The following is a 20030-nucleotide window of genomic DNA, read 5'->3' as shown; positions in this document are numbered from 1 at the left end:
AATACAATATCAACACAATTATTAATAAAATATAAATATTTTAACTTTTAAAAGTTGGCAATTAACATAGAATGTCAAGGTTTTGAACCTTGACAAGGATAAAAGGCCAATAAATTTCAGCCTTTAATTCTAATTCTTTTAGCATTAGATTAAATCGTCCATTGGTCATTAACAACAGCTAGCAGATATTGTTTACCCTGAAATTCTTCAAAGACAAAACGAATCGTTTTCCAGTCCATTTCTCCGTTCTTTTCTGTCCCTTTTATATAGTTTTCGGTAAAGTCTTTACCTGGGTATATTTCCTTTAAATTATTAAGTGAATTACCACCGCCCTGAAATTTGTTTAATGAATATTGTGAGACTGTAAAATCTTTCGAAAATACCCATTTTGTAAAATAATCATTGATGGTCGCTTTGTAAGGATCTCCGGAACCATCTTGAGCACCCCAGGTAAATAAAGTTTTTGTAGGCTGTAATTTCTCAAAGTCTTCTTTCGAGAAATGTATGTCCTCTTTCGGGTTCACAAATCCATACATTGAAAAGCTGATTCCTTTTTCCGGATGAATAAATGAGGCAAATGTTTTATAATCTTTACCCTTTAAAGCCTGCAGGATTTCATCATTTGCTTTCTTTACAGCGGCTTCATCAGTCTTTTTCTGCTGCTGAGTATTCTCCAGATTTTTTTCCTTGGCCTGAGCCATAGAATCAATGACATTAGGAACAGGTTTTTCAGGATTTTTCTTACAAGCGGTCAATAAGGTTAAGGCAATTATCGGAATCATCAGGTTTTTCATCTTTTCAATTTTTTAATGCATAAGAAATACCAAAACTAATGCCAATACAATACACCTGATAGATAAGTTCTTTCACCAATTTCCCTCTTAATATTACGGTTTTAAGTAAATTTGTTCTATGGAAATTTTAGACATCCTCATCATCGGAGGCGGACCGATCGGTCTTAACTGTGCGCTTGAAGCTCAGAAAAACAATCTGACTTACCTGATCATAGAAAAGGGAACTATCGTCAATTCCTTATACCACTATCCTTTATATATGCGTTTTTTCTCAACCGCTGAAAAACTGGAAATTGGGGGTATTCCTTTTATTTCCCCGGCTCCCAAACCCGGTAGACAAGAAGCCCTGGAGTATTATCAGGGAATCGCAAGACAAAAGGAAATAAATATTCGTCTCTATGAAAGAGTTCTGAAAGTTTTCAAAACCGGGAATATTTTTGATATCGAAACCTCAAAGGCAGTCTATAAAGCAAAGAATGTCATTATTTCAACAGGCTTTTATGACATTCCCAATCTCATGGATATTCCGGGAGAAAATCTGCCGAAAGTAAAACATTACTACACCGAACCCTACCCTTATGCCCAACAGAAAATGGTGGTCGTAGGGTCAAGTAATTCCGCAGTGGATGCTGCACTGGAAACCTACAGGAAAGGGGCTGATGTAACGATGATCGTCCGTCACTCTGAAATCTCAAAAAACGTAAAATATTGGGTAAAACCTGATATCGAAAATAGGATCGCAGAAGGAAGCATCAAAGCTTATTTTAATTCTGAAATAGTAGAGATCACAGAAAATACGGTCATTTTTAAAGATGAAAACGGACAAATCAATGAAATTGAAAATGATTTTGTACTGGCACTGACCGGCTATCTTCCCGATTTTGATTTTCTGAGAAACTCAGGAATAGAATTGCAGGGCGACTGCCTGAATCCGCTGTACCATGCTGAAACGATGGAAACCAATGTTCCGAATTTATATCTTGCAGGCGTGGTTTGCGGAGGAAAAGATACCCATCTTTGGTTTATTGAGAACTCAAGGATTCATGCAGAGATGATTGTGGGGAATGTTGTAAAGAAAGAACAAAGAGCCTAGAGACAAGAGCCAAGATTTTATGTTTTAGATTTCAGACGTCAGATTTCAGACATTTTAGTTATACTACTCAATTTAGTAAATCGAAGGATAGTACCACTCAAATCTATACAGTTAGTTAGTCTAGCTGAAAATCTTTGATTTTCTTGCGCCTTATATATTCGCATAGCTTAAAAACCTTGCGCCTTTGCGTTTCCAAAAAAAAATTGAAATCGCAAAGACGCAAAGACCTTTAAATATATTACGTTGTTAAGGCGCAAGGATTTTATCTCCGATAAAATTGATTGGGGATGGATAGGTGAAGTTTTAGATGTAAGATTTCAGACCTCACACATTCTTGTTAAGCTTTACAAAATTGGATAATCGAAAGGACTCTAGTGCTCAAATCTACAGTTAGCCTAGCTGAAAATCTTTGATTTTTTTGCGCCTTACATATTCGCATAGCTTAAAAACCTTGCACCTTTGCGTTCCAAAAAAAAATTGAAATCGCAAAGACGCGAGACACTTGAATATATTACGTTGTTAAGGCGCAAGGATTTTATCTCCGATAAAATTGATTGGTGGTCGATACTTCGTTAAACATCATATGACTAAAAAACAATCAGATAAGGTATAGTTATCTACAGCCCTTCACAACCTCCATCTTCAGACTTCCATCTTCCATCCAAAAACTCTCAAATCCTAAGACTCTCCCACTCTCTTCTTCAGCATCCACGGGATTACAAAATAGAACCCAAGTGCAATACCTATCGCCAATACACCGGTTGCTATCCATAGTGTATTGAAACCTAACTTATCTGCTGTCATTGTTCCCACGTAAGGCGTAATAATAAAGGCAATGGCAACAGATATTCCATTCATTCCCATGTAAGCTCCTTTATTATTTTCACCGGAACGTAAAGCGGTTATGGTAGACATAAACGGCAGAGTCCAGATTTCACCGATACACAGCAGCGTCATGGAAACAATAAGAGTAAGGATGGAATAATCAAATGCGAGCATTGCATAGGAAATACCGCACAATACAGTTCCTATGAGCAGCGTAAAGGCCATACTGAAATATTTCTCAGCGATCTGTACAAAGCCCATCTCAAGCAGCACAATGAGGAAACCGCTATAACCAAGGATATACCCGATATTCTGTTGGCTTAAATGCGCTGTATCTTTATAAAAAATAGTCAGCGTGCTGAATAACTGGAAAAAACAAATGGCAAACAGCATACAAAAGAAACTGTAAAGCATGAATTTTCCGTCTCGGTATGGAGAGTTTTCCTTTTTTATAGCAATGGCTTCTTTTGCTTTTTTCGGTTTTAATGAAGCTTCTTTGTTCCGTTTTCCAAAGAATCGGATATACATTAAACCAGCCAGCAGTGCGGCCAGGGCATTACTGAAGAATAAAAATTCATAAGAAATGGCAGATAATATTCCTCCCAGCGCCGGGCCTATTGAAAACCCAAGATTGACAGCCATCCGGTTGAGGGAGAAAGCTCTGGTGATATTTTCTGGTTTAGCATATTTAGTGATCGCCACAGAGTTCGCGGGACGGAAAGTTTCGCTGACAATGCTCTGAATCAGAATAATAGCAGCCAGCCCCACTTCTGTTTTAAAAAGCGGAATCAGACAAAACAGAGGTACACTCAGCAGCAGACTTAAACTCTGCACACGGTATTCTCCGATTTTATCCGTAATCAAACCTCCAAGCCATGAGCCTAAAACAGAACCTATTCCGAAAAAGCTCAGAATGATTCCTGAGTTTTCTATGCTGAAATGGAGATGACCCGTCATGTACACTCCCAAAAAAGGAAGTACCATAGAACCTGCACGATTGATGAGCATGACCAGCGCCAACATCCAACTTTCTTCCGAGAGTCCTTTAAAAGAACTCGTATATACGCTAATTAATTTCACACTGTTATTTTTTGGGGGAGAAAACCTAGTAAAGTGCAAATTTAGGTAAATTGGTCCGGAAAGCCCTTTAAAAGGTACTTTTTTTATTAATGACCTCAATAGAGGCAAGAATAGATCCGGTTGGGATAAAATCAGCAAATATTCCGCTGCAACCTTACAATCAGCTTTTATAATTTTCGTAAATTGCAGTAACAACAGGATTTTTCAACTTAAAATTCTAAAATTTAAAGTGAAATTTTAATCAAGTCAATACGCAAAATGATAACCTACGAAAATTTACATGATACGCTATCGTTTTACAGTATTGACTGCCGGCAGTCTTACTATATCTCTTCCGGAAATCCTATTTTCGATTTTCCTGAGGCTCCCTTCAGGATGGATTATTATGCGTTGTGCATTTGTACCGCCGGAGAAATAAGTATTGAAATTGACAATCAAAAATATGATGTTGACGCTCACTGTTTCCTTGTTGCCGCCCCGTCTACGATCGTGAAGTTTCTGGAAACCAGCAAAGATTTCAAAATGAAACTGCTTTTTTTTGACAAGAACTTTTTGATCAAAAACATATCCAATCCTTTCATTATCGAAAAAATGAACCTGTTCTCCAGCGGATCTTACAGTATTGTCCGAACGGATAAAAAAAACTCAGCACTGCTGCAAAATCTGCTGGACTATTTAAAGAAGAAATCCCGAAAAAAAGGGAAATTCACAGAAGAAATTGTCCGGACCATTATTTTCAATCTTTTATTGGAAACCGCTGACATTATGGAAACAGAGAATAACAGTGTCTTTGAAAAAGAGGAAGGCAAAAAAGATATTTTCTTAAAATTCAGCAAAATGATCCGTGACAATGTAAGACAGCACAGGACCGTCCAGTTCTATGCTGACCAGCTTTTCGTTTCCAGCAAATACCTCATTGAAGTTATCAAAAAGGCAAGTGGCAAAACACCGCATCAGGTCATTGATGAAACTCTTCTTAAGGAAGCTTATGTGATGCTCGGTAATCCTGATATTACCATTTCGGAGATCGCTTTTGAACTGCAGTTTAATTCGGCTTCCGCTTTTGGGCGTTTTTTCAAAAAACAGACTTCCATCTCGCCCTCAGAATACCGAAAAAGAGAAAATATTCAATGATCAGAATTTGGGGACAGTAATTCTGACATTAGGGATATACCCTACATTCTGAATAGAGGTACCTTTATATTGTTAATTAAAACAATAAAAAATGAGTACGATCAATTCAAAATTCGACAAAGTTTTAAATGCTTCTGAGCAATTCGGAAATGTAAACCACGAACCGGATTCCAGTAAGGAAGTTCAGATTAACACTCCTGACAAGACCATGCCTTTTTCAGATCAAATCGGAAACTATCAGCGTAATAAAGGAATTCCTCAAAAATCTTATGAAAACAGTAAAATCTATATTGTGGGAAGCGGAATTGCCGGAATGTCTGCGGCCTACTATTTCATCCGCGACGGCCATGTTCCGGGAAAAAATATTATTTTCCTTGATCAGCTTAATGTAGAAGGAGGCTCTCTTGACGGTGCCGGAAATGCAAAAGATGGTTACATCATCCGTGGAGGAAGAGAAATGGATATGACCTACGAAAATCTCTGGGACATGTTCCAGGACATTCCGGCCCTTGAACTTCCTGCTCCATACAGTGTACTGGATGAATACCGTCTGATCAATGACAACGACCCTAACTATTCCAAAGCAAGACTGATTCACAATCAGGGAGAGATCCAGGATTTCAGTAAATTCGGACTTGAGAAAAAGGATCAGCTGGCAATCGTGAAATTGTTATTAAAGAAAAAAGAGGAACTTGATGATCTTACGATTGAAGATTATTTCGCAGAATCTTTCCTTAACAGTAACTTCTGGTTCTTCTGGCGTTCTATGTTTGCTTTTGAAAACTGGCACAGCTTACTTGAACTGAAACTGTATATGCACAGATTCCTGCATGCTATCGACGGAATGAAAGACTTCTCTTGTCTGGTCTTCCCAAAATACAACCAGTACGATACCTACGTCACCCCTTTAAAAAATTTCCTTGTTGAAAAAGGAGTTCAAATACAGTTCAATACGCTGGTAAAAGACCTGGATATCCATATCAATACGGAAGGAAAAACCGTAGAAGGCATTATCACCGAACAGGATGGTAAGGAAGTTAAAATTCCTGTTGGAAAAGAGGATTATGTGATTGTCACCACAGGATCTATGACAGAGAGTACATTCTATGCCGACAATAATACCGCTCCCGAAATCAAACTGGATAACAGCAGTGCAGGACAAGGCCCGGGATGGATGCTCTGGAAAAACCTGGCAGCCAAATCAGAGGTCTTCGGAAAACCGGAAAAATTCTGTAGCAACATCGAAAAATCTTCATGGGAATCTGCTACGCTTACCTGCCGACCTTCTGCTTTTACTGAGAAATTGAAAGAACTCTGTGTTAATGATCCCTACTCAGGAAGAACGGCTACCGGAGGGATCATCACGATCACGGACTCTAACTGGGTCATGAGTTTCACCTGCAACAGACAGCCACACTTCCCCACTCAGCCGGATGATATTCTCGTTGTATGGGTCTATTCTCTCCTGATGGATAAAGAAGGAAACTACATCAAAAAAACAATGCCTGAGTGTACCGGAAATGAAATACTGGCAGAACTTTGCTATCATTTGGGGATCATTGACCAATTGGATAATGTCATTGAAAACACGATTATCCGAATTTCATTTATGCCCTATATCACTTCTATGTTTATGCCGAGAGCTCAGGGTGACCGTCCAAGAGTAGTGCCTGAAGGCTGTAAGAATCTGGGATTGGTAGGCCAGTTTGTAGAAACGAATAATGATGTGGTATTTACCATGGAAAGTTCTGTGAGAACAGCCAGAATTGCGGTGTACAGTCTGCTTAACCTCAACAAACAGGTTCCGGACATCAATCCTCTGCAATATGACGTCCGACATTTATTAAAAGCTACCCAGGCTCTGAACGACTATAAACCGTTTCTTGGAGAAGGACTTTTAAGAAAGGTACTGAAAGGAAGCTACTTTGAACATATATTGGTAGACCGCCCCGAAGAGAAAGAAGAACACGAATCTTTCTTTATGGAACAGGTTGGCCGGTTTCAGGACTGGATCAAAGGAGTGAAAGGATAAAAGGCTAAAAGTTGGAAGAGGGAGGTTCTACTATCTCACATTAATTTTCGATAGTTGCCGATCAATTCCAAAATAAAGGAAAGCAAATAGTTTTAAAATTTCACGCAGATGATGGAGATGATGCAGATTTTCACCTTTTCTAATCTATTTTTATGCGTACCAGATGCGGGAGCAAAAAATTAAACCATTAAGATTTCTGTTAAGTTTTTAAGAATATCAAGTTTTAGATTCGCTTTAAGAAGTACAACTTAAAAAATCATTTGATTTTTTCTTAACTAACCTTACATTCTTCATTGATCTTAATGTTTTAAAAAGCATGAATTAAAATCTGTTCCATCAGCTAAATCTGCGAGAGTAATTATTTTTGTTGAGTCCACAAGTTTTGTAATTGATTCCGGTCACTCCAAAATTTGATCAAACAGTCTTAAACATTTAAAACAAAAAAGCAGGACTTTTTCAGGTCCTGCTTTTATATTGATCATTGTAAGATTACTCCGGTTTAAAAGAATCCTTCAATGTTACTGTACGGTTAAATACCAATTGAGAGTCCGTAGAATCCTGATCTTTCGTAAAGTACCCGATTCTCTGGAACTGTAACGGCTCACCAACAGCTACATCTTTTAAGCTCGGCTCAGCAAATCCTTTAATTGTTGTTACTGATTCAGGATTGATAAAGTTAAGGAAATCCACATCTTTCTCTGCATCCGGTTGCTCAACAGTGAAGAGTTTGTCATAAATTCTTACATCTACCGGAATAGCATGCGTAGCAGATACCCAGTGAAGGGTGCCTTTTACTTTTCTTAAGCTTTCTTCCGTTCCGCTTCCGGACTTGCTCTTTTCATCATAGCTGGCATAGATCGTAGTGATCTCACCGTTTTCATCCTTCTCTACTCTTTCAGCTTTGATGATATACGCAGATTTTAAACGAACTTCTCCGCCTAATTTCAGTCTGAAGAATTTATTATTAGCCTCTTCTTTAAAGTCTTCTCTTTCGATATATAATTCTCTTGAGAAAGGAACTTCTCTTGTCCCTGCATTTTCCTGTTCAGGATTATTTTCAGTTTCAAGCCACTCTTCCTTACCTTCAGGGTAATTTTCAATAATCAGTTTTACCGGATCTACCACTGCCATGACACGTTTTGCAACCTTGTTCAGATCTTCACGAACGCAGAAATCAAGCAATTGGATCTCAATCAGGTTTTCTCTTTTGGCTACTCCTACTTTTTCAATGAAATTTTTGATCGAAGCCGGTGTGAAACCTTTTCTTCTCATTCCTGAAATAGTCGGCATTCTCGGATCATCCCAACCTGTCACTGCATTTTCGGCAACCAGCCTTTGCAGCTTTCTTTTGGAGGTGATCATATAAGATACGTTCATTCTTGCGAACTCTCTTTGTTTAGGCGCTATTTTAGATTCATCATACACCTGCTCCAGATACCAGTTATAAAGTGGTCTGTGGTTTTCAAATTCCAGTGAACATAATGAATGAGACACCTGCTCCAGATAATCCGATTCCCCATGAGCCCAGTCGTACATAGGATATATTTTCCATGCGGTACCTGTCCTGTGGTGAGGTCTTTTCAGGATTCTGTACATCACAGGGTCACGCAAATTCATATTGGGAGACACCATATCGATCTGAGCACGAAGAGACATTGCGCCTTCTTCGAATTCTCCGTTTTTCATTCTTTCGAACAGATCTAAAGATTCTTCTACCGGACGGTTTCTGTACGGCGATTCAACTCCCGGTTCTGCAGGATTCTTTCTCTGCTCGGTGATCACTTCAGACGGCTGCTCATCTACATAAGCTTTTCCATCTTTGATCATCTGTACAGCCCATTCGTAAAGTTGCTGGAAGTAGTCAGATGCATACAGCTCTTTATCCCATTTGAAACCTAACCATTCAACATCTTTCTTGATAGAATCTACAAATTCCTGTTCTTCTTTTTCAGGGTTCGTATCGTCAAAACGAAGGTTCACGGGAGCATTGTATTTTTCGCCCAGACCAAAGTTGATGCAGATCGCTTTTGTATGGCCGATATGCAGATATCCATTGGGTTCAGGCGGAAAACGGAAACGGATCTGTTCTTTTTTCAGGCCGTTTGCGATATCATCTTCAATAATTTGCTCAATAAAATTGAGTGATTTTTTTTCTTCTTCCATTATTAAATTAGCTTTTATTGTATGCAAAAAAAGTTTGACAAAGTTACGGAAAATTTGGGGCTTACGGAAATGATAATTTAAAAGCTAAACTGATGATAATTCAATATTTTTTATTAATTTAGAGAAAACTAAAAACCGTTTACAAAAATTACTGAGTATGGCTGTTTATATCCTAAGCAATCGTAAAATCGTCCGCCATAAGGGCGAAAAAGAAGATTCATTTTCTAATGATGAATACTCTATTCCCAATTTCAGGATTGCAAAATGCGATTTTGATACCTACAAAGAGCCCACAGCAGCAGCCAAAAAGAAGAAAGAGTATACCAACCGAAACATTTTAAGCTACAAATTATTCTCCGAACCTGAAAAACAAGGGTATCAGGAAGTTCTGGAAGTTCTTCAGAACGAAAAAGGAATTAAAAAATCTACGCTCACCGCCAACAATCTGGGTGGAACCCAGAGAATGTTCTATGAACTCTACAAGAATATGGCTTCCACCAAAGACCGGAGCGACGTTCTGATCTTTATTCATGGCTATGCTTACGACTTTGATGATGAACTAAAAGCCATCATTGATCTTAAAAAACTGTTTATCGACAATCCGGCTTCACCTGTAGAACATATTTTATTTGTCAGCTGGCCCGCTTCCAGCAGCATTGTTCCGCTTACGTATTTCGATGATAAGGCATCGAGCATCAATTCAGGATCATCACTGATGAGGCTTTTTTATTTTTACACCCAGTTTTTGAAAGATATTTTTTCAAACCGTGATCTGGCTCCCTGTAATCAGAGAATACACCTCATGGCCCACTCTATGGGAAACAGAGTACTGCAAAGTATGTTGTACAGCCTTAAAAAGGAGAATATATTGCGCGTGATCGATCAGGTACTTCTCTTAAATGCGGATGTGACCTATAAGGTTTTCGAGGATTCGGAGGACTCTTTCAATAAGCTTCCCCTGCTGGCGAACCGTGTTTCTATCTATCTAAACAGAAAAGACACTATTTTAGGAATTTCTCAATTTACCAAAAATATCCTTACCCCGCGGTTAGGTAAAAATGGTCCCAGTGACCTTGATCAATTTAAAGATATTGTTTCTGTGATCGACTGTACTTTCGTAAAAGATGATGTCCTCAACAGTTTTAAATATGAAGTGGGAAATCACTGGGGATACCTGTCCAGTTCCATGGTACAAAATGATATCTACCAAAATTTATATGGAGTAGACAGAAACTTAATAACAGGCAGATCAAAGGATAACGAAAATATTTTCACAATTATTTCTTAACACTATAGTAAAATACCGTCATGAGATGAATCATATGTTAAACTTTAAACCAATGTTTAAGTTGGCATGGAGATTGCAAATTTTCATTAAACAGAGAAATACATTTTTTTTATTATGAAAAGAATTAAAAACAGATTTTCTTACTTATTAAATTATATTAAGAAAGCCATTTTTGTAAAAGATGTGATTTAAATTGATAAAACAACCTTTTAAAACTAAAAGCTTATCCGACCCTAATACTACATTACTCTACCTTAGAACACCCTCTATCTTCCATTGTAATTTCTATGGAAGACTACATTATTTATTATTCATCTATTCCGTCTCCAACACCAATATTATCACATGGACTTCAAATCACAAGTGAGTGAATTTAGTTAATTTAAGTTAAATTTTTGCATAATAAAAAAAAGAGATTGATATTTACCTATCAAATACATTAAAATCTTTATTATGAAAAATCTAACTGACAACATGAGAAAACTCCAAAAAGGAGAATTAAAAACCATCAAAGGGGGAATAGTCCCAATTGGCTGTAATAGTTGGGATCCTAGAAAAAGATGCTGTAGATCATGGGATTCTGAGCACTCAAGCAATCCAACCTGCGAAGATGCTCCTCCTCCATTTGCTTAAACAGCTATTCTTCTGTTATATTTTGAACCATAACAACTCATTTTTGAGTTCCAGATCTGATTCAAAATTATTTACAAATAGAGATCCGGTGCCCAATCCTTGTGGCATCGGATTTTTTTTTGTGAAGGTATATTGCGCAATGGCATTCAGACCGATATTACTTTCAAGAGCTGAAGTAATCCACCAATCCATATTCAATTCTTCTGCAAAAGCAATCCATTCGTCTGAACCTGCAAACCCACCAACCAATGCCGGTTTTAGAATAATATACTGAGGCTTAATTGTTTCTAAAAGTTTTCGCTTCTCAACACGATCCGTAATCCCAATGAGTTCTTCATCTAAAGCAATCGGAGTAGGAGTTTTAGCACACAATGAGGCCATATCTTCCCAATGACCGGCTTTTATGGGCTGTTCAATAGAGTGGATATGAAGATCAGCAAGCTGCTGTAAAACAATTTCCGCTTCTCCTCTGCTAAAACCACCATTAGCATCAACCCGAAGTTCCAATTGATCTTTTGAAAATTTTTCTCTTAATTTTTGAAGGATGGCATGCTCAGATTTCCAATCAACTCCGATTTTCAGTTTGATACAGTGAAACCCTTTTTCAAGTTTCTCCCGGATCTGCTCTTCCATATAGCTAATCTCTCCCATCCAGATCAGACCATTGATCCTGATAGCTGATTTTCCTTCTGTAAATTCACTTGGAAAATACAGATGGTCCCCATGCTTCAAATTCAAAACGGCCTGTTCATATCCAAACCATATAGATGGAAATTCTTTCAGTTCTTCTTTTAAATAAAGCGGATCCCGGTCAATATTTTCACACAGCCATTGCATCTTTTCTTCATAATCCGGTCTGTCATCAAAACTTAATCCTCTGAACAGGGCACACTCTCCTATTCCTTTTTTTCCGTCATTTTCAATTTCGAGAATAAAGGTCTCCTTTTCATGCAAAACGCCGCGAGACGTTCCGCTCGGGCGTTTGAATTCTAATAAATATCTAGAATATTTTGCTTTCATTATTTTACACTGTCGATCCGCATAAATTCCTCTGCTTTTTCTACCATCTGGATACTTCCGCAGAAAAACGGAATTCTTTGATGAAGCTCAGTAGGTTCTACTTCAAGAATTCTTCTGAATCCGTCTGTAGCTTTTCCTCCAGCCTGCTCAGCAAGAAATGCCATAGGATTACATTCATACAACAGTCTCAATTTTCCATTAGGAGCTTGTGAATAGGACGGATAAATATAAATTCCTCCTTTCAGCATATTTCGGTGGAAATCGGCTACTAAAGAACCAATGTATCTTGAAGTATAAGGACGGTCTCCCTCTTCCATCTGGCAATATTTAAGATAGTTTTTTACTCCTTGAGGAAATTTGATATAGTTTCCTTCGTTGATGGAATAAATTTTTCCCATTGCAGGAAACGTCATATTAGGATGAGAAAGATAATAGGTTCCCAAAGAAGGATCCAAAGTAAATCCGTTCACCCCATTTCCGGTTGTATAGACAATCATAGTAGAAGAACCGTAGATCACATACCCTGCTGCAATCTGATTGATCCCCTTTTGAAGGAAATCCTCTAACTGAACCGGAGTTCCTGGCTCTGTAACTCTTCTGTAAATAGAGAAAATAGTTCCTACAGACACGTTCACATCAATATTGGAAGAACCGTCTAACGGGTCAATGAGTACGACATATTTGCTGAGATGTCCATTTTCACCGCATTTAATATCAATAAAATCATCATTTTCCTCAGAAGCAATACCACAAACAACCTCTCTCTGAGACAAAGCCGTAATAAAAATATCATTGGCAATCACATCCAGTTTCTGCTGTTCTTCCCCTTGAATATTCTGGTTGCCGGCAGCTCCCGTTATATCTACAATTCCGGCTTTATTTACTTCTCTGTTTACCACTTTCGAAGCCAATCTTATTGCACTTAGAAGACGAGAAAATTCACCCGTAGAATACTGAAAATCGTCCTGCTTATCTATAAGAAATTCTCCTAAAGTCTGTAATGGTTGATTTGACATATTTTTCTTTTTACGTTTTCCCCAAATTTCGGAAAATTTATCGGAGAAAGAAAGCTTTTATTATAAAAGACCTTAATCCCTGTATTCCAAAACAATACAACGATACCCAAGCTGTACACTTAAAAATACCACGCCATTATTAATCCCCATTTGATGACAATAAATCAATGAAATTCTGATAATATTCGTCAAGTCTCAATTTTAATGAAATCTTAATTCCTTCCTGCCGCCAGACTCTTTCATATCTCGTTGTAAATTTATAATTTTGACCTCCGTAAAAAACTCATGTAATTTTTAATCTAACAATTTTATTTTAAACAAATTAATGAAAATTTTCAAGTTTGGTGGAGCATCTGTAAAAGATGCCGAGAGTGTAAAAAATGTGTCTATGGTTTTGCAAAGCCAGGGATTTACCAAGTGTTTGCTGGTTATTTCAGCAATGGGTAAGACGACGAATGAATTGGAAAAGGTTGTAGAACTTTATTTCAAGAAGGATAACTATCAAACTGAGATTGAAAAGATAAAACGAAAACACATTGAGATTGCGGAAGGTCTTTTTCCTGAAAACCATGCGGTTTTTGCAGAGATTAATGTATTTTTCGATGATATCGATTCTTTTTTAAGAAGAAACAAATCGCCGAATTACAGTTTTGTGTATGATCAGGTAGTAAGTTGTGGAGAAATGATTTCTACGAAAATCTTAAGCGAATACCTGAACGAAATTCAGTTTCCAAATCAATGGTTAGATGCCAGAGATTATATTAAAACTGATAATTCTTACCGAGAAGGTAACGTAGACTGGACCAAAACAGAGGAGTTTATTTCTTCTTTAAATACAGAAATCTGCTATGTCACCCAAGGTTTCATAGGTTCTGATGACAATAATTTCACAGTAACATTAGGAAGAGAAGGTTCCGACTACTCTGCTGCTATTTTTGCCTATTGTCTGAATGCTGATGCCATGACCATCTGGAAAGATGTTCCGGGAGTAATGACCGGAGACCCGAGAAAGTTCAGCGATGTCACTCTTCTTTCGAATATTTCTTACGAAGAGGCAATCGAACTGGCTTATTATGGAGCAAGTGTCATTCACCCGAAAACACTACAGCCGCTTCAGCAGAAGGCGATTCCATTTTATGTAAAATCTTTTGTGGATCCTACCAAAGAAGGAACTAAGGTGGGAGCTTCAGATAAAAACCAACATGAGGAATCTTATATTTTAAAAGAAAACCAGGTTCTTTTACAGATCTCTACCAGAGATTTCTCTTTCATTGCAGAAGATCATATGAGTCTTATATTCGGATATCTTTCTAAATACAAGATCAAAGTATCTCTGATGCAGAATTCTGCCATCTCACTGGCTTTATGTCTGGAAGATAAATTCAATCAGGTGGATGAGCTTAATGATGAACTTCAAAAAATATTTAAAACCAAAGCGGTTAAAAATGTATCTTTATTCACAGTAAGAAATGCGAAGATGGATCATATTGATAAATTTTACCAGGAAAAAAATGTATTATTGGAACAGATTTCCAAAAATACGGTTCAAATGGTAACACAATAATTTTAACTGCGACTAAACACATATGAGTTTAATTTCGAAAAACGATCTTATCACAGCTTCCGGCTTAAGCAAAATCGGGTTCCTCAAGAACCCGGTAGCATCTGCCGTGATGAGCATTGCCAAAATAAATGAAGTTAATAGATTATACGATAAACTAAAAGACAAGGAAGGCAAAGACTTTTTCGACTCATTTGTAAGAGAAAGAAACTTAAGTTATATCGCTTTTGAAGAAGATCTTGCAAAAATTCCCAAAACAGGACCTTTTATTTTGGTTTCAAATCATCCACTGGGTGCTATTGACGGAATTTTAATGTGTAAGATTCTTTCAGAAGTACGTCCGGATTTTAAAGTAATGGGTAATTTCCTTTTGGAAAAGATCAAACCTATGGAACCGTATGTGATTTCTGTCAATCCTTTCGAAAACAGAAAAGAAGCCCACAGCAGTACTTCCGGAATGCGTGAAACATTGAAACACCTTCAAAACGGAGGTTGTGTAGGTATTTTTCCTGCTGGTGAGGTATCGAATAAAAATAATCCTTACGGTGAAATTCTGGATAAAGAATGGGAAAAACCAGCGCTTAAGCTGATCAGAATGGCTAAAGTACCGGTAGTCCCTTTATATTTCCACGCTAAAAACAGCCGTATTTTTTACCAGGTTGCTAAACTTCACCCAAGTTTACAAACGCTCATGCTTCCTGCCGAAATGATGAACGACAGGGAAAAACCGATCAGAATCAGAATAGGAAAGCCTATTACGTTAAAGGCTATGGACGAGATGGAAACCATTGAAGAACTTGGTGAATTCCTGAAGCGTAAGGTGTATATGATGAAATCGTATTATGAGAAGAGAAAATCACTTGCACAAAGCATTAATCTTAAAAATTTAACGGTAAAATTTCCTTTATTAAGAGAAGAAAATATCGTTCAGAATATCATTGATGAGACTCCAAAGGAGGATATCCTTAAAGACATCAACAGGCTGAGAGGTACGGACAAAATGCTGTTCAGTAACGGAAATTACGAGATCTACTTCACTACTTATGAGGAAATCCCTTCTGTAATGAGAGAAATCGGACGCCAGAGAGAACTCACATTTCGTGCCGTAGGTGAAGGAAGTAATCTTCCGTTCGATCTTGACGAATATGATAAGCATTATCATCATCTTTTCCTTTGGGACAATAGTGCAGAGAAACTTGCAGGGGCCTACAGAATGGCTTTAGGAAAGGACGTCATGAAGAAATACGGCATTAAAGGATTTTATACCAGCTCCTTATTTGAATTCGAACAGGACATTCACCCATTCTTTAAGAAAGTGATTGAAATGGGCCGTGCTTACATCAGTGAGGAATATCAGCAGAAACCACTTCCGCTTTTTCTTTTATGGAGAGGGATCGTGCATGTATGCTTAAGGAATTCTGATCATAAGTTTCTGATGGGCGGCGTAAGTATTTCCAATAAATTTTCGGAATTTTCCAAATCTCTGATGATTGAATTCATGCGTTCTAATTATTTTGATTCAGCTGTAGCACAATATATCACTCCTAAAAATGAATATAAAGTAAAACTGCGTGACAGAGATAAGAATATCTTTTTTGAAGAAATGGAGTCCGATCTGAATAAACTGGATAAGATTATTGATGATCTTGAGCCGGAATTAAGACTGCCTGTTCTGATTAAAAAATATATTAAGCAAAATGCCAAAGTGATTGCTTTCAATGTAGACCCGAACTTCAATGATGCCATCGATGGATTGATGTATATCCGAATCAGCGATCTTCCCGAAAGTACGATAAAGCCTGTATTAGAAGAGATGAGCGATCATATAAGAAAAGAACAGGAAAATAATTCAGCTGAAAATCAGTAAGTTTTATTTTTATTGAAAAAAAGTACGGTTAATACTTGCTTCATATAAGAAAACTTACTACTTTTGCATCACTTTAAAACAACGAAGTAAGTCAAACAAAAATATAATGGTTTCTTAGCTCAGTTGGTAGAGCAATGGATTGAAAATCCATGTGTCCCTGGTTCGATTCCTGGAGAAACCACTTTAAAACCTCTAATTTATTTAGAGGTTTTTTTGTGCTTATGAAACTCACCTTTTTTCTGAGTGAAAACTATTTTTGCCTTTACCACAAAAGCTTTTGGGAAAAATGACCGATTGAAATTAAATTCTATGAATTACAGAGCCGCCCATAAAATTTTTGCCTTCAAAACAGTTTCATCTGTATCTCCTTCTTGAAATTTTTCATTCTTTATTCTTTATTCTTTATTCTTTGTTCTTTGTTCTTTGTTCTTTGTTCTTTAAACTATTTTTATAAATTTAAATACCCACTAATTCAAAAAACAATAAAGGATCATTTTAACTCTATAATTGTTTTTCAGCACGGGTGTAACACTATTTTTTCAGGAACGGCCGTAAAAAGCTTTGAAAAGACCCTAACAATAGATCCAAGCTTACACTCTCTTCTTACAGTACAAGTGAAAATGAGATCCATAGTTTTGGCTACAGGCTGGTGATCAATGATGCTTTGAAAATAGTTAAGTTAAATACTCAGCTCTACCCCAGCGCATGGAACACTTATGACAGCTATGGCGAAACGCTTAACAGCGGATCAAAAGAAGGAAGCACTAGACAATTATAAAAAATCACTCAAGCAGAATCCAGAAAATAAAAATGTCAAGAAAATTTTAACCAAATCCAAACAACTGATGACCAAACTATTGAAAGACAAAACCACCCTAACGAAGGTAGATTATTAAAATAAGTAACAAAAAAACTTGCGAGGTATCAGAAAATATTATACTTTTGCCCCACGTTAAACAAACGAAACAATTGGTTTCTTAGCTCAGTTGGTAGAGCAATGGATTGAAAATCCATGTGTCCCTGGTTCGATTCCTGGAGAAACCACTTCAAATGAGAGTAAAATCTCCCAAGCCCCTTTTTTAAGGGGTTTTTTTATTTTACAAATCACGACTACTCAAATATATGCTCAAGCTTTCTCGGAAACTCCCTTCTGTATTGACTTTGTTTGAATCTGTTTACTTCTGAAAATAAAAAATAAAATGACTTTGTGATTTCAAAATTACAGAAGTTATTCTCCTATTTTATATCTGTGTTGCCTTTGCCTAAAGAGATTGAGAAAATTTCCATTTTCGTCAATCTCCAATATTCCCTCCAATTCCACCAAATATTTTTATCTTAGTTCTTTCGAAAGTCTTTTTTATGAGTAGAAATGATAGAATTAACAGAATTATCTTTGGAATCAGTAGCCAAAGTTTTTAATTTTTTAGAAAATGTTCTGAAAGATTATCTTTTAGAAATAGATACTTTTGAAAGAGAATTACAGAAATATTCACTGTTAGAACAGTATTTTATCTGTGAATACGGTTCAGTCTATTATTCAAAACAGAAAATTAACTCTCTTTTAAAATCTCGATCTTTTAATGGTTATGAAGACTTTCAGATAAGGTTCATAGAAGAAAATGCTGATAACTTTATTAAAGAGGTTGAAGGGATGAGAGGATCCTTAAAAAAATTAGCAAAGAATCATAAACGGAAATATGGCGATTTTACCACTTTCAAACTTCCTGATGGATTCATAGAGAAACCGATTGATTTTAGACTACCGCTGTATTTTGCTGTTGAAGATGCTCGAGATTTTGAAAAAAAGTTGGGAAACAAATTAAAAACAAAATGAGATTTCAAACAAGAGGTATATACAATTCTTGGAGATATTTTACAGGAAGAGGATATTCAATTATTCTTTGATAATTCTTTTGCCTATTCAACCAATCCATATCCAATAATGTTATTGTATCTCACTATTAAAAAGAAAACAGAATTTAAGAAAAAGATGATACAGCTTTATACAAGCTATTCCAATTACTATCTGCATGGAAAAAGCTAGTATGAGAACAATTATAACACGTCGAGTTTTGTCGTTATGCGACTATACCTTTGTTCTAAAACAATTAAACAATGATAATCATTACATTACATTCTTTTAATAATATTTTAATACATGTTAAAAATGTATTAGATTTGCAAAAAACATTAATAAAAATACTTTTATGAAAAAAATATTACTGATTGCAGGTATCCTGCTGTCTACTCTTACATTTTCGAAGACATGGAATCTTACCGGAAATTCTTGAACAACTCCAACGGATAACTTTATTGGGACAATTGATGATAAGGAACTTGTTTTCAAAACCAATAATAGAGAAAAATTGAGAATCTTTGCCGGTCCTTATGCTAATGGTATGGTGATATGAAATGTCACCGCAACCGGTACCTCCAGAGGAAGATTAGAGCTGTTCAGTTTACTTTGCAATGGCTGTGGTTCTCCCTGGGCAGTCCCGTCAGATGTTGTCATAAGAAATCTGGGAAGCAGAAATATGGAATTTTTTATGCCGAATAATAATGTAGCGGATTCTAATGCTGATGTAAGCACTCCAAACTTTTCAGGTATTACAAAAATAAAATTTACTGATGGTGTTCATAAAAGTAACCTTGTAGTATTTAATACCGGAAAAGTAACAGTAGGAACAGATCAATATGACAATGATTCTAATTTTATTTTTTATGTAAAAAAGGGAATTAAGGCAGAACAGGTTAAGGTAGAAAATCCTGCGGCTAATGGCTGGGCTGATTATGTTTTCAAAAAAGATTATAAGCTTACTACTTTAGAAGAAGTAGAGAAACACATTTCTGAAAAAGGACATTTACCCAATATCCCATCAGCTGACGAAGTCGCTAAAAACGGTATTAATCTTGGAGAAATGGATGTTAAACTTCTTGAAAAAATAGAAGAGTTAACACTGTATTCCATTGAACAAAATAGACAGATACAGGAATTGAAGCAACAGGTTCAACAGCTTTTAGATGTTAAAAAATAACACCAACTAATGAAAACAAAATTACTTTCTATATTCTCATTGTTTATAGGCTTTTTAGGTTTTTCCCAAACAGAAGTTTATTTTAAATATGATGAAGCCGGGAATCAAAGATACAGAGGAACCAATGTTAATGGAAAAACCTCGGAGGAACCTGCAAAAACAGAATCTAAAGTGGCACCTTTAGCTCAATCTCAGCCTCAAACAATGATTGATGAAGCAGCCTTTTGGAAGCAGATAAGATTATACCCTGTTCCTGTCAATGATTTTCTTACGATAGACTGGACTGAGGAAGTAGACGGACTTATAGAGTCCATTGGGCTTTACCAGCACAGCACGGTTCACTGGAAATTCCAGCAACAAAATATGCCTAATCTGAATAAACAGCTGAAAATTAATATGACAGGCTATGATTGGGGTGTATATGTGTTGAGATTTACTTTAAAAGACGGCAGAATTTTCAGTAAAAACATTACCAAAAGATAAAAACAC

17 protein-coding genes and 2 tRNA genes are annotated in these 20030 nt (G+C 36.6%); 13 read left to right on the top strand and 6 right to left on the bottom strand.

Features of this window, described 5'->3' with window-relative positions; genetic code table 11:
• Window positions 1–149: 149 nt before the first annotated feature.
• Window positions 150–794, bottom strand: coding sequence for a hypothetical protein (locus BW964_RS21300; protein ID WP_076510457.1), 645 nt, complete (start codon window positions 792–794; stop codon window positions 150–152).
• Window positions 795–912: 118 nt separating this feature from the next.
• Between BW964_RS21300 and BW964_RS21295 the strand changes: the two genes are divergently transcribed.
• Window positions 913–1887: a YpdA family putative bacillithiol disulfide reductase gene (locus tag BW964_RS21295; protein ID WP_076510455.1), complete on the top strand. Its 975-nt coding sequence runs from the start codon at window positions 913–915 to the stop codon at window positions 1885–1887.
• Between the two features lie 678 nt (window positions 1888–2565).
• On the opposite strand, the gene BW964_RS21290 is transcribed toward BW964_RS21295, so the two are convergent.
• The gene (locus tag BW964_RS21290) at window positions 2566–3735 is read right to left on the bottom strand and encodes an MFS transporter (protein WP_076510454.1); all 1170 of its coding nucleotides are present in this window, start codon (window positions 3733–3735) and stop codon (window positions 2566–2568) included.
• 315 nt (window positions 3736–4050) lie between these two features.
• Here BW964_RS21290 and BW964_RS21285 point away from each other — a divergent pair, with 315 nt between their 5' ends.
• Together BW964_RS21285 and BW964_RS21280 are read left to right on the top strand one after the other, a co-directional pair.
• A complete protein-coding gene (locus BW964_RS21285) occupies window positions 4051–4926 on the top strand; it encodes a helix-turn-helix domain-containing protein (RefSeq protein WP_076510452.1) in 876 nt (291 codons plus the stop codon).
• A gap of 91 nt (window positions 4927–5017) precedes the next feature.
• Entirely contained in the window at window positions 5018–6958 is a 1941-nt protein-coding gene (locus BW964_RS21280; protein WP_076510450.1) for an oleate hydratase, read from the top strand.
• A 489-nt stretch (window positions 6959–7447) separates the two neighbouring features.
• On the opposite strand, the gene BW964_RS21275 is transcribed toward BW964_RS21280, so the two are convergent.
• Window positions 7448–9121, bottom strand: coding sequence for a glutamine--tRNA ligase/YqeY domain fusion protein (locus BW964_RS21275; protein WP_076510448.1), 1674 nt, complete (start codon window positions 9119–9121; stop codon window positions 7448–7450).
• Window positions 9122–9278: 157 nt separating this feature from the next.
• On the opposite strand from BW964_RS21275, the gene BW964_RS21270 reads away from it, so the two are divergent.
• Complete coding sequence (locus BW964_RS21270; RefSeq protein WP_076510446.1) at window positions 9279–10409, top strand: alpha/beta hydrolase; 1131 nt, start codon at window positions 9279–9281, stop codon at window positions 10407–10409.
• Between the two features lie 453 nt (window positions 10410–10862).
• Window positions 10863–11042 (top strand): hypothetical protein, encoded by a 180-nt coding sequence (locus tag BW964_RS22425; protein WP_104669480.1) that lies wholly within the window; start codon window positions 10863–10865, stop codon window positions 11040–11042.
• A gap of 15 nt (window positions 11043–11057) precedes the next feature.
• Here the strand turns inward: BW964_RS22425 and BW964_RS21265 are convergent, their stop codons facing one another.
• Both BW964_RS21265 and fbp read right to left on the bottom strand, forming a co-directional pair.
• Window positions 11058–12062, bottom strand: coding sequence for an o-succinylbenzoate synthase (locus tag BW964_RS21265; RefSeq protein ID WP_076510444.1), 1005 nt, complete (start codon window positions 12060–12062; stop codon window positions 11058–11060).
• Window positions 12062–13078 carry a class 1 fructose-bisphosphatase gene (gene fbp, locus BW964_RS21260; protein WP_076510442.1) on the bottom strand — a complete coding sequence of 339 codons (1017 nt, stop codon included), beginning with the start codon at window positions 13076–13078 and terminating at the stop codon, window positions 12062–12064. The genes BW964_RS21265 and fbp overlap by 1 nt, the downstream gene beginning before the upstream one ends.
• 325 nt (window positions 13079–13403) lie before the next feature.
• Between fbp and BW964_RS21255 the strand changes: the two genes are divergently transcribed.
• The 6 genes from BW964_RS21255 to BW964_RS21230 all read left to right on the top strand — a co-directional run bounded on the left by BW964_RS21255 (window position 13404) and on the right by BW964_RS21230 (window position 18340).
• Window positions 13404–14642, top strand: a complete 1239-nt coding sequence (locus tag BW964_RS21255) for an aspartate kinase (RefSeq protein WP_076510440.1) — start codon at window positions 13404–13406, stop codon at window positions 14640–14642.
• A 22-nt stretch (window positions 14643–14664) separates the two neighbouring features.
• Entirely contained in the window at window positions 14665–16506 is a 1842-nt protein-coding gene (locus BW964_RS21250; protein WP_073333145.1) for a lysophospholipid acyltransferase family protein, read from the top strand.
• Between the two features lie 108 nt (window positions 16507–16614).
• Window positions 16615–16687: transfer RNA gene (locus tag BW964_RS21245), tRNA-Phe, on the top strand.
• Window positions 16688–17231: 544 nt separating this feature from the next.
• A complete protein-coding gene (locus BW964_RS22640) occupies window positions 17232–17402 on the top strand; it encodes a hypothetical protein (protein WP_165789207.1) in 171 nt (56 codons plus the stop codon).
• Window positions 17403–17477: 75 nt separating this feature from the next.
• A tRNA-Phe gene (locus tag BW964_RS21235) sits at window positions 17478–17550 on the top strand.
• 325 nt (window positions 17551–17875) lie between these two features.
• Window positions 17876–18340 carry a hypothetical protein gene (locus tag BW964_RS21230; protein ID WP_076510436.1) on the top strand — a complete coding sequence of 155 codons (465 nt, stop codon included), beginning with the start codon at window positions 17876–17878 and terminating at the stop codon, window positions 18338–18340.
• Between the two features lie 552 nt (window positions 18341–18892).
• Here BW964_RS21230 and BW964_RS22860 read toward each other — a convergent pair.
• On the bottom strand, window positions 18893–19018 hold the full coding sequence (locus BW964_RS22860) for a hypothetical protein (protein WP_262484554.1): 126 nt from the start codon (window positions 19016–19018) through the stop codon (window positions 18893–18895).
• Window positions 19019–19040: 22 nt separating this feature from the next.
• Between BW964_RS22860 and BW964_RS21225 the strand changes: the two genes are divergently transcribed.
• Both BW964_RS21225 and BW964_RS21220 read left to right on the top strand, forming a co-directional pair.
• Window positions 19041–19541, top strand: coding sequence for a hypothetical protein (locus tag BW964_RS21225; protein ID WP_123912013.1), 501 nt, complete (start codon window positions 19041–19043; stop codon window positions 19539–19541).
• Window positions 19542–19550: 9 nt separating this feature from the next.
• The gene (locus tag BW964_RS21220; RefSeq protein WP_076510432.1) at window positions 19551–20024 is read left to right on the top strand and encodes a hypothetical protein; all 474 of its coding nucleotides are present in this window, start codon (window positions 19551–19553) and stop codon (window positions 20022–20024) included.
• Window positions 20025–20030 lie beyond the last annotated feature (6 nt).

Origin of the sequence: Chryseobacterium shigense, assembly GCF_900156575.1 — a bacterium.
Classification (GTDB): Bacteria; Bacteroidota; Bacteroidia; order Flavobacteriales; family Weeksellaceae; genus Chryseobacterium; species Chryseobacterium shigense.
This window is presented reverse-complemented; position numbering and strand designations above follow the sequence as displayed.

Excerpts from the sequence above, each read along its gene's own strand:
- BW964_RS21300 (WP_076510457.1), bottom strand. The coding sequence starts at position 794 with ATGAAAAACCTGATGATTCCGATAATTGCCTTAACCTTATTGACCGCT.
- BW964_RS21295 (WP_076510455.1), top strand. The coding sequence starts at position 913 with ATGGAAATTTTAGACATCCTCATCATCGGAGGCGGACCGATCGGTCTT.
- BW964_RS21290 (WP_076510454.1), bottom strand. The coding sequence starts at position 3,735 with ATGTTGGCGCTGGTCATGCTCATCAATCGTGCAGGTTCTATGGTACTT.
- BW964_RS21285 (WP_076510452.1), top strand. The coding sequence starts at position 4,051 with ATGATAACCTACGAAAATTTACATGATACGCTATCGTTTTACAGTATT.
- BW964_RS21280 (WP_076510450.1), top strand. The coding sequence starts at position 5,018 with ATGAGTACGATCAATTCAAAATTCGACAAAGTTTTAAATGCTTCTGAG.
- BW964_RS21275 (WP_076510448.1), bottom strand. The coding sequence starts at position 9,121 with ATGGAAGAAGAAAAAAAATCACTCAATTTTATTGAGCAAATTATTGAA.
- BW964_RS21270 (WP_076510446.1), top strand. The coding sequence starts at position 9,279 with ATGGCTGTTTATATCCTAAGCAATCGTAAAATCGTCCGCCATAAGGGC.
- BW964_RS22425 (WP_104669480.1), top strand. The coding sequence starts at position 10,863 with ATGAAAAATCTAACTGACAACATGAGAAAACTCCAAAAAGGAGAATTA.
- BW964_RS21265 (WP_076510444.1), bottom strand. The coding sequence starts at position 12,062 with ATGAAAGCAAAATATTCTAGATATTTATTAGAATTCAAACGCCCGAGC.
- fbp (WP_076510442.1), bottom strand. The coding sequence starts at position 13,078 with ATGTCAAATCAACCATTACAGACTTTAGGAGAATTTCTTATAGATAAG.
- BW964_RS21255 (WP_076510440.1), top strand. The coding sequence starts at position 13,404 with ATGAAAATTTTCAAGTTTGGTGGAGCATCTGTAAAAGATGCCGAGAGT.
- BW964_RS21250 (WP_073333145.1), top strand. The coding sequence starts at position 14,665 with ATGAGTTTAATTTCGAAAAACGATCTTATCACAGCTTCCGGCTTAAGC.
- BW964_RS22640 (WP_165789207.1), top strand. The coding sequence starts at position 17,232 with ATGGCGAAACGCTTAACAGCGGATCAAAAGAAGGAAGCACTAGACAAT.
- BW964_RS21230 (WP_076510436.1), top strand. The coding sequence starts at position 17,876 with ATGATAGAATTAACAGAATTATCTTTGGAATCAGTAGCCAAAGTTTTT.
- BW964_RS22860 (WP_262484554.1), bottom strand. The coding sequence starts at position 19,018 with ATGACAACATCTGACGGGACTGCCCAGGGAGAACCACAGCCATTGCAA.
- BW964_RS21225 (WP_123912013.1), top strand. The coding sequence starts at position 19,041 with ATGGAATTTTTTATGCCGAATAATAATGTAGCGGATTCTAATGCTGAT.
- BW964_RS21220 (WP_076510432.1), top strand. The coding sequence starts at position 19,551 with ATGAAAACAAAATTACTTTCTATATTCTCATTGTTTATAGGCTTTTTA.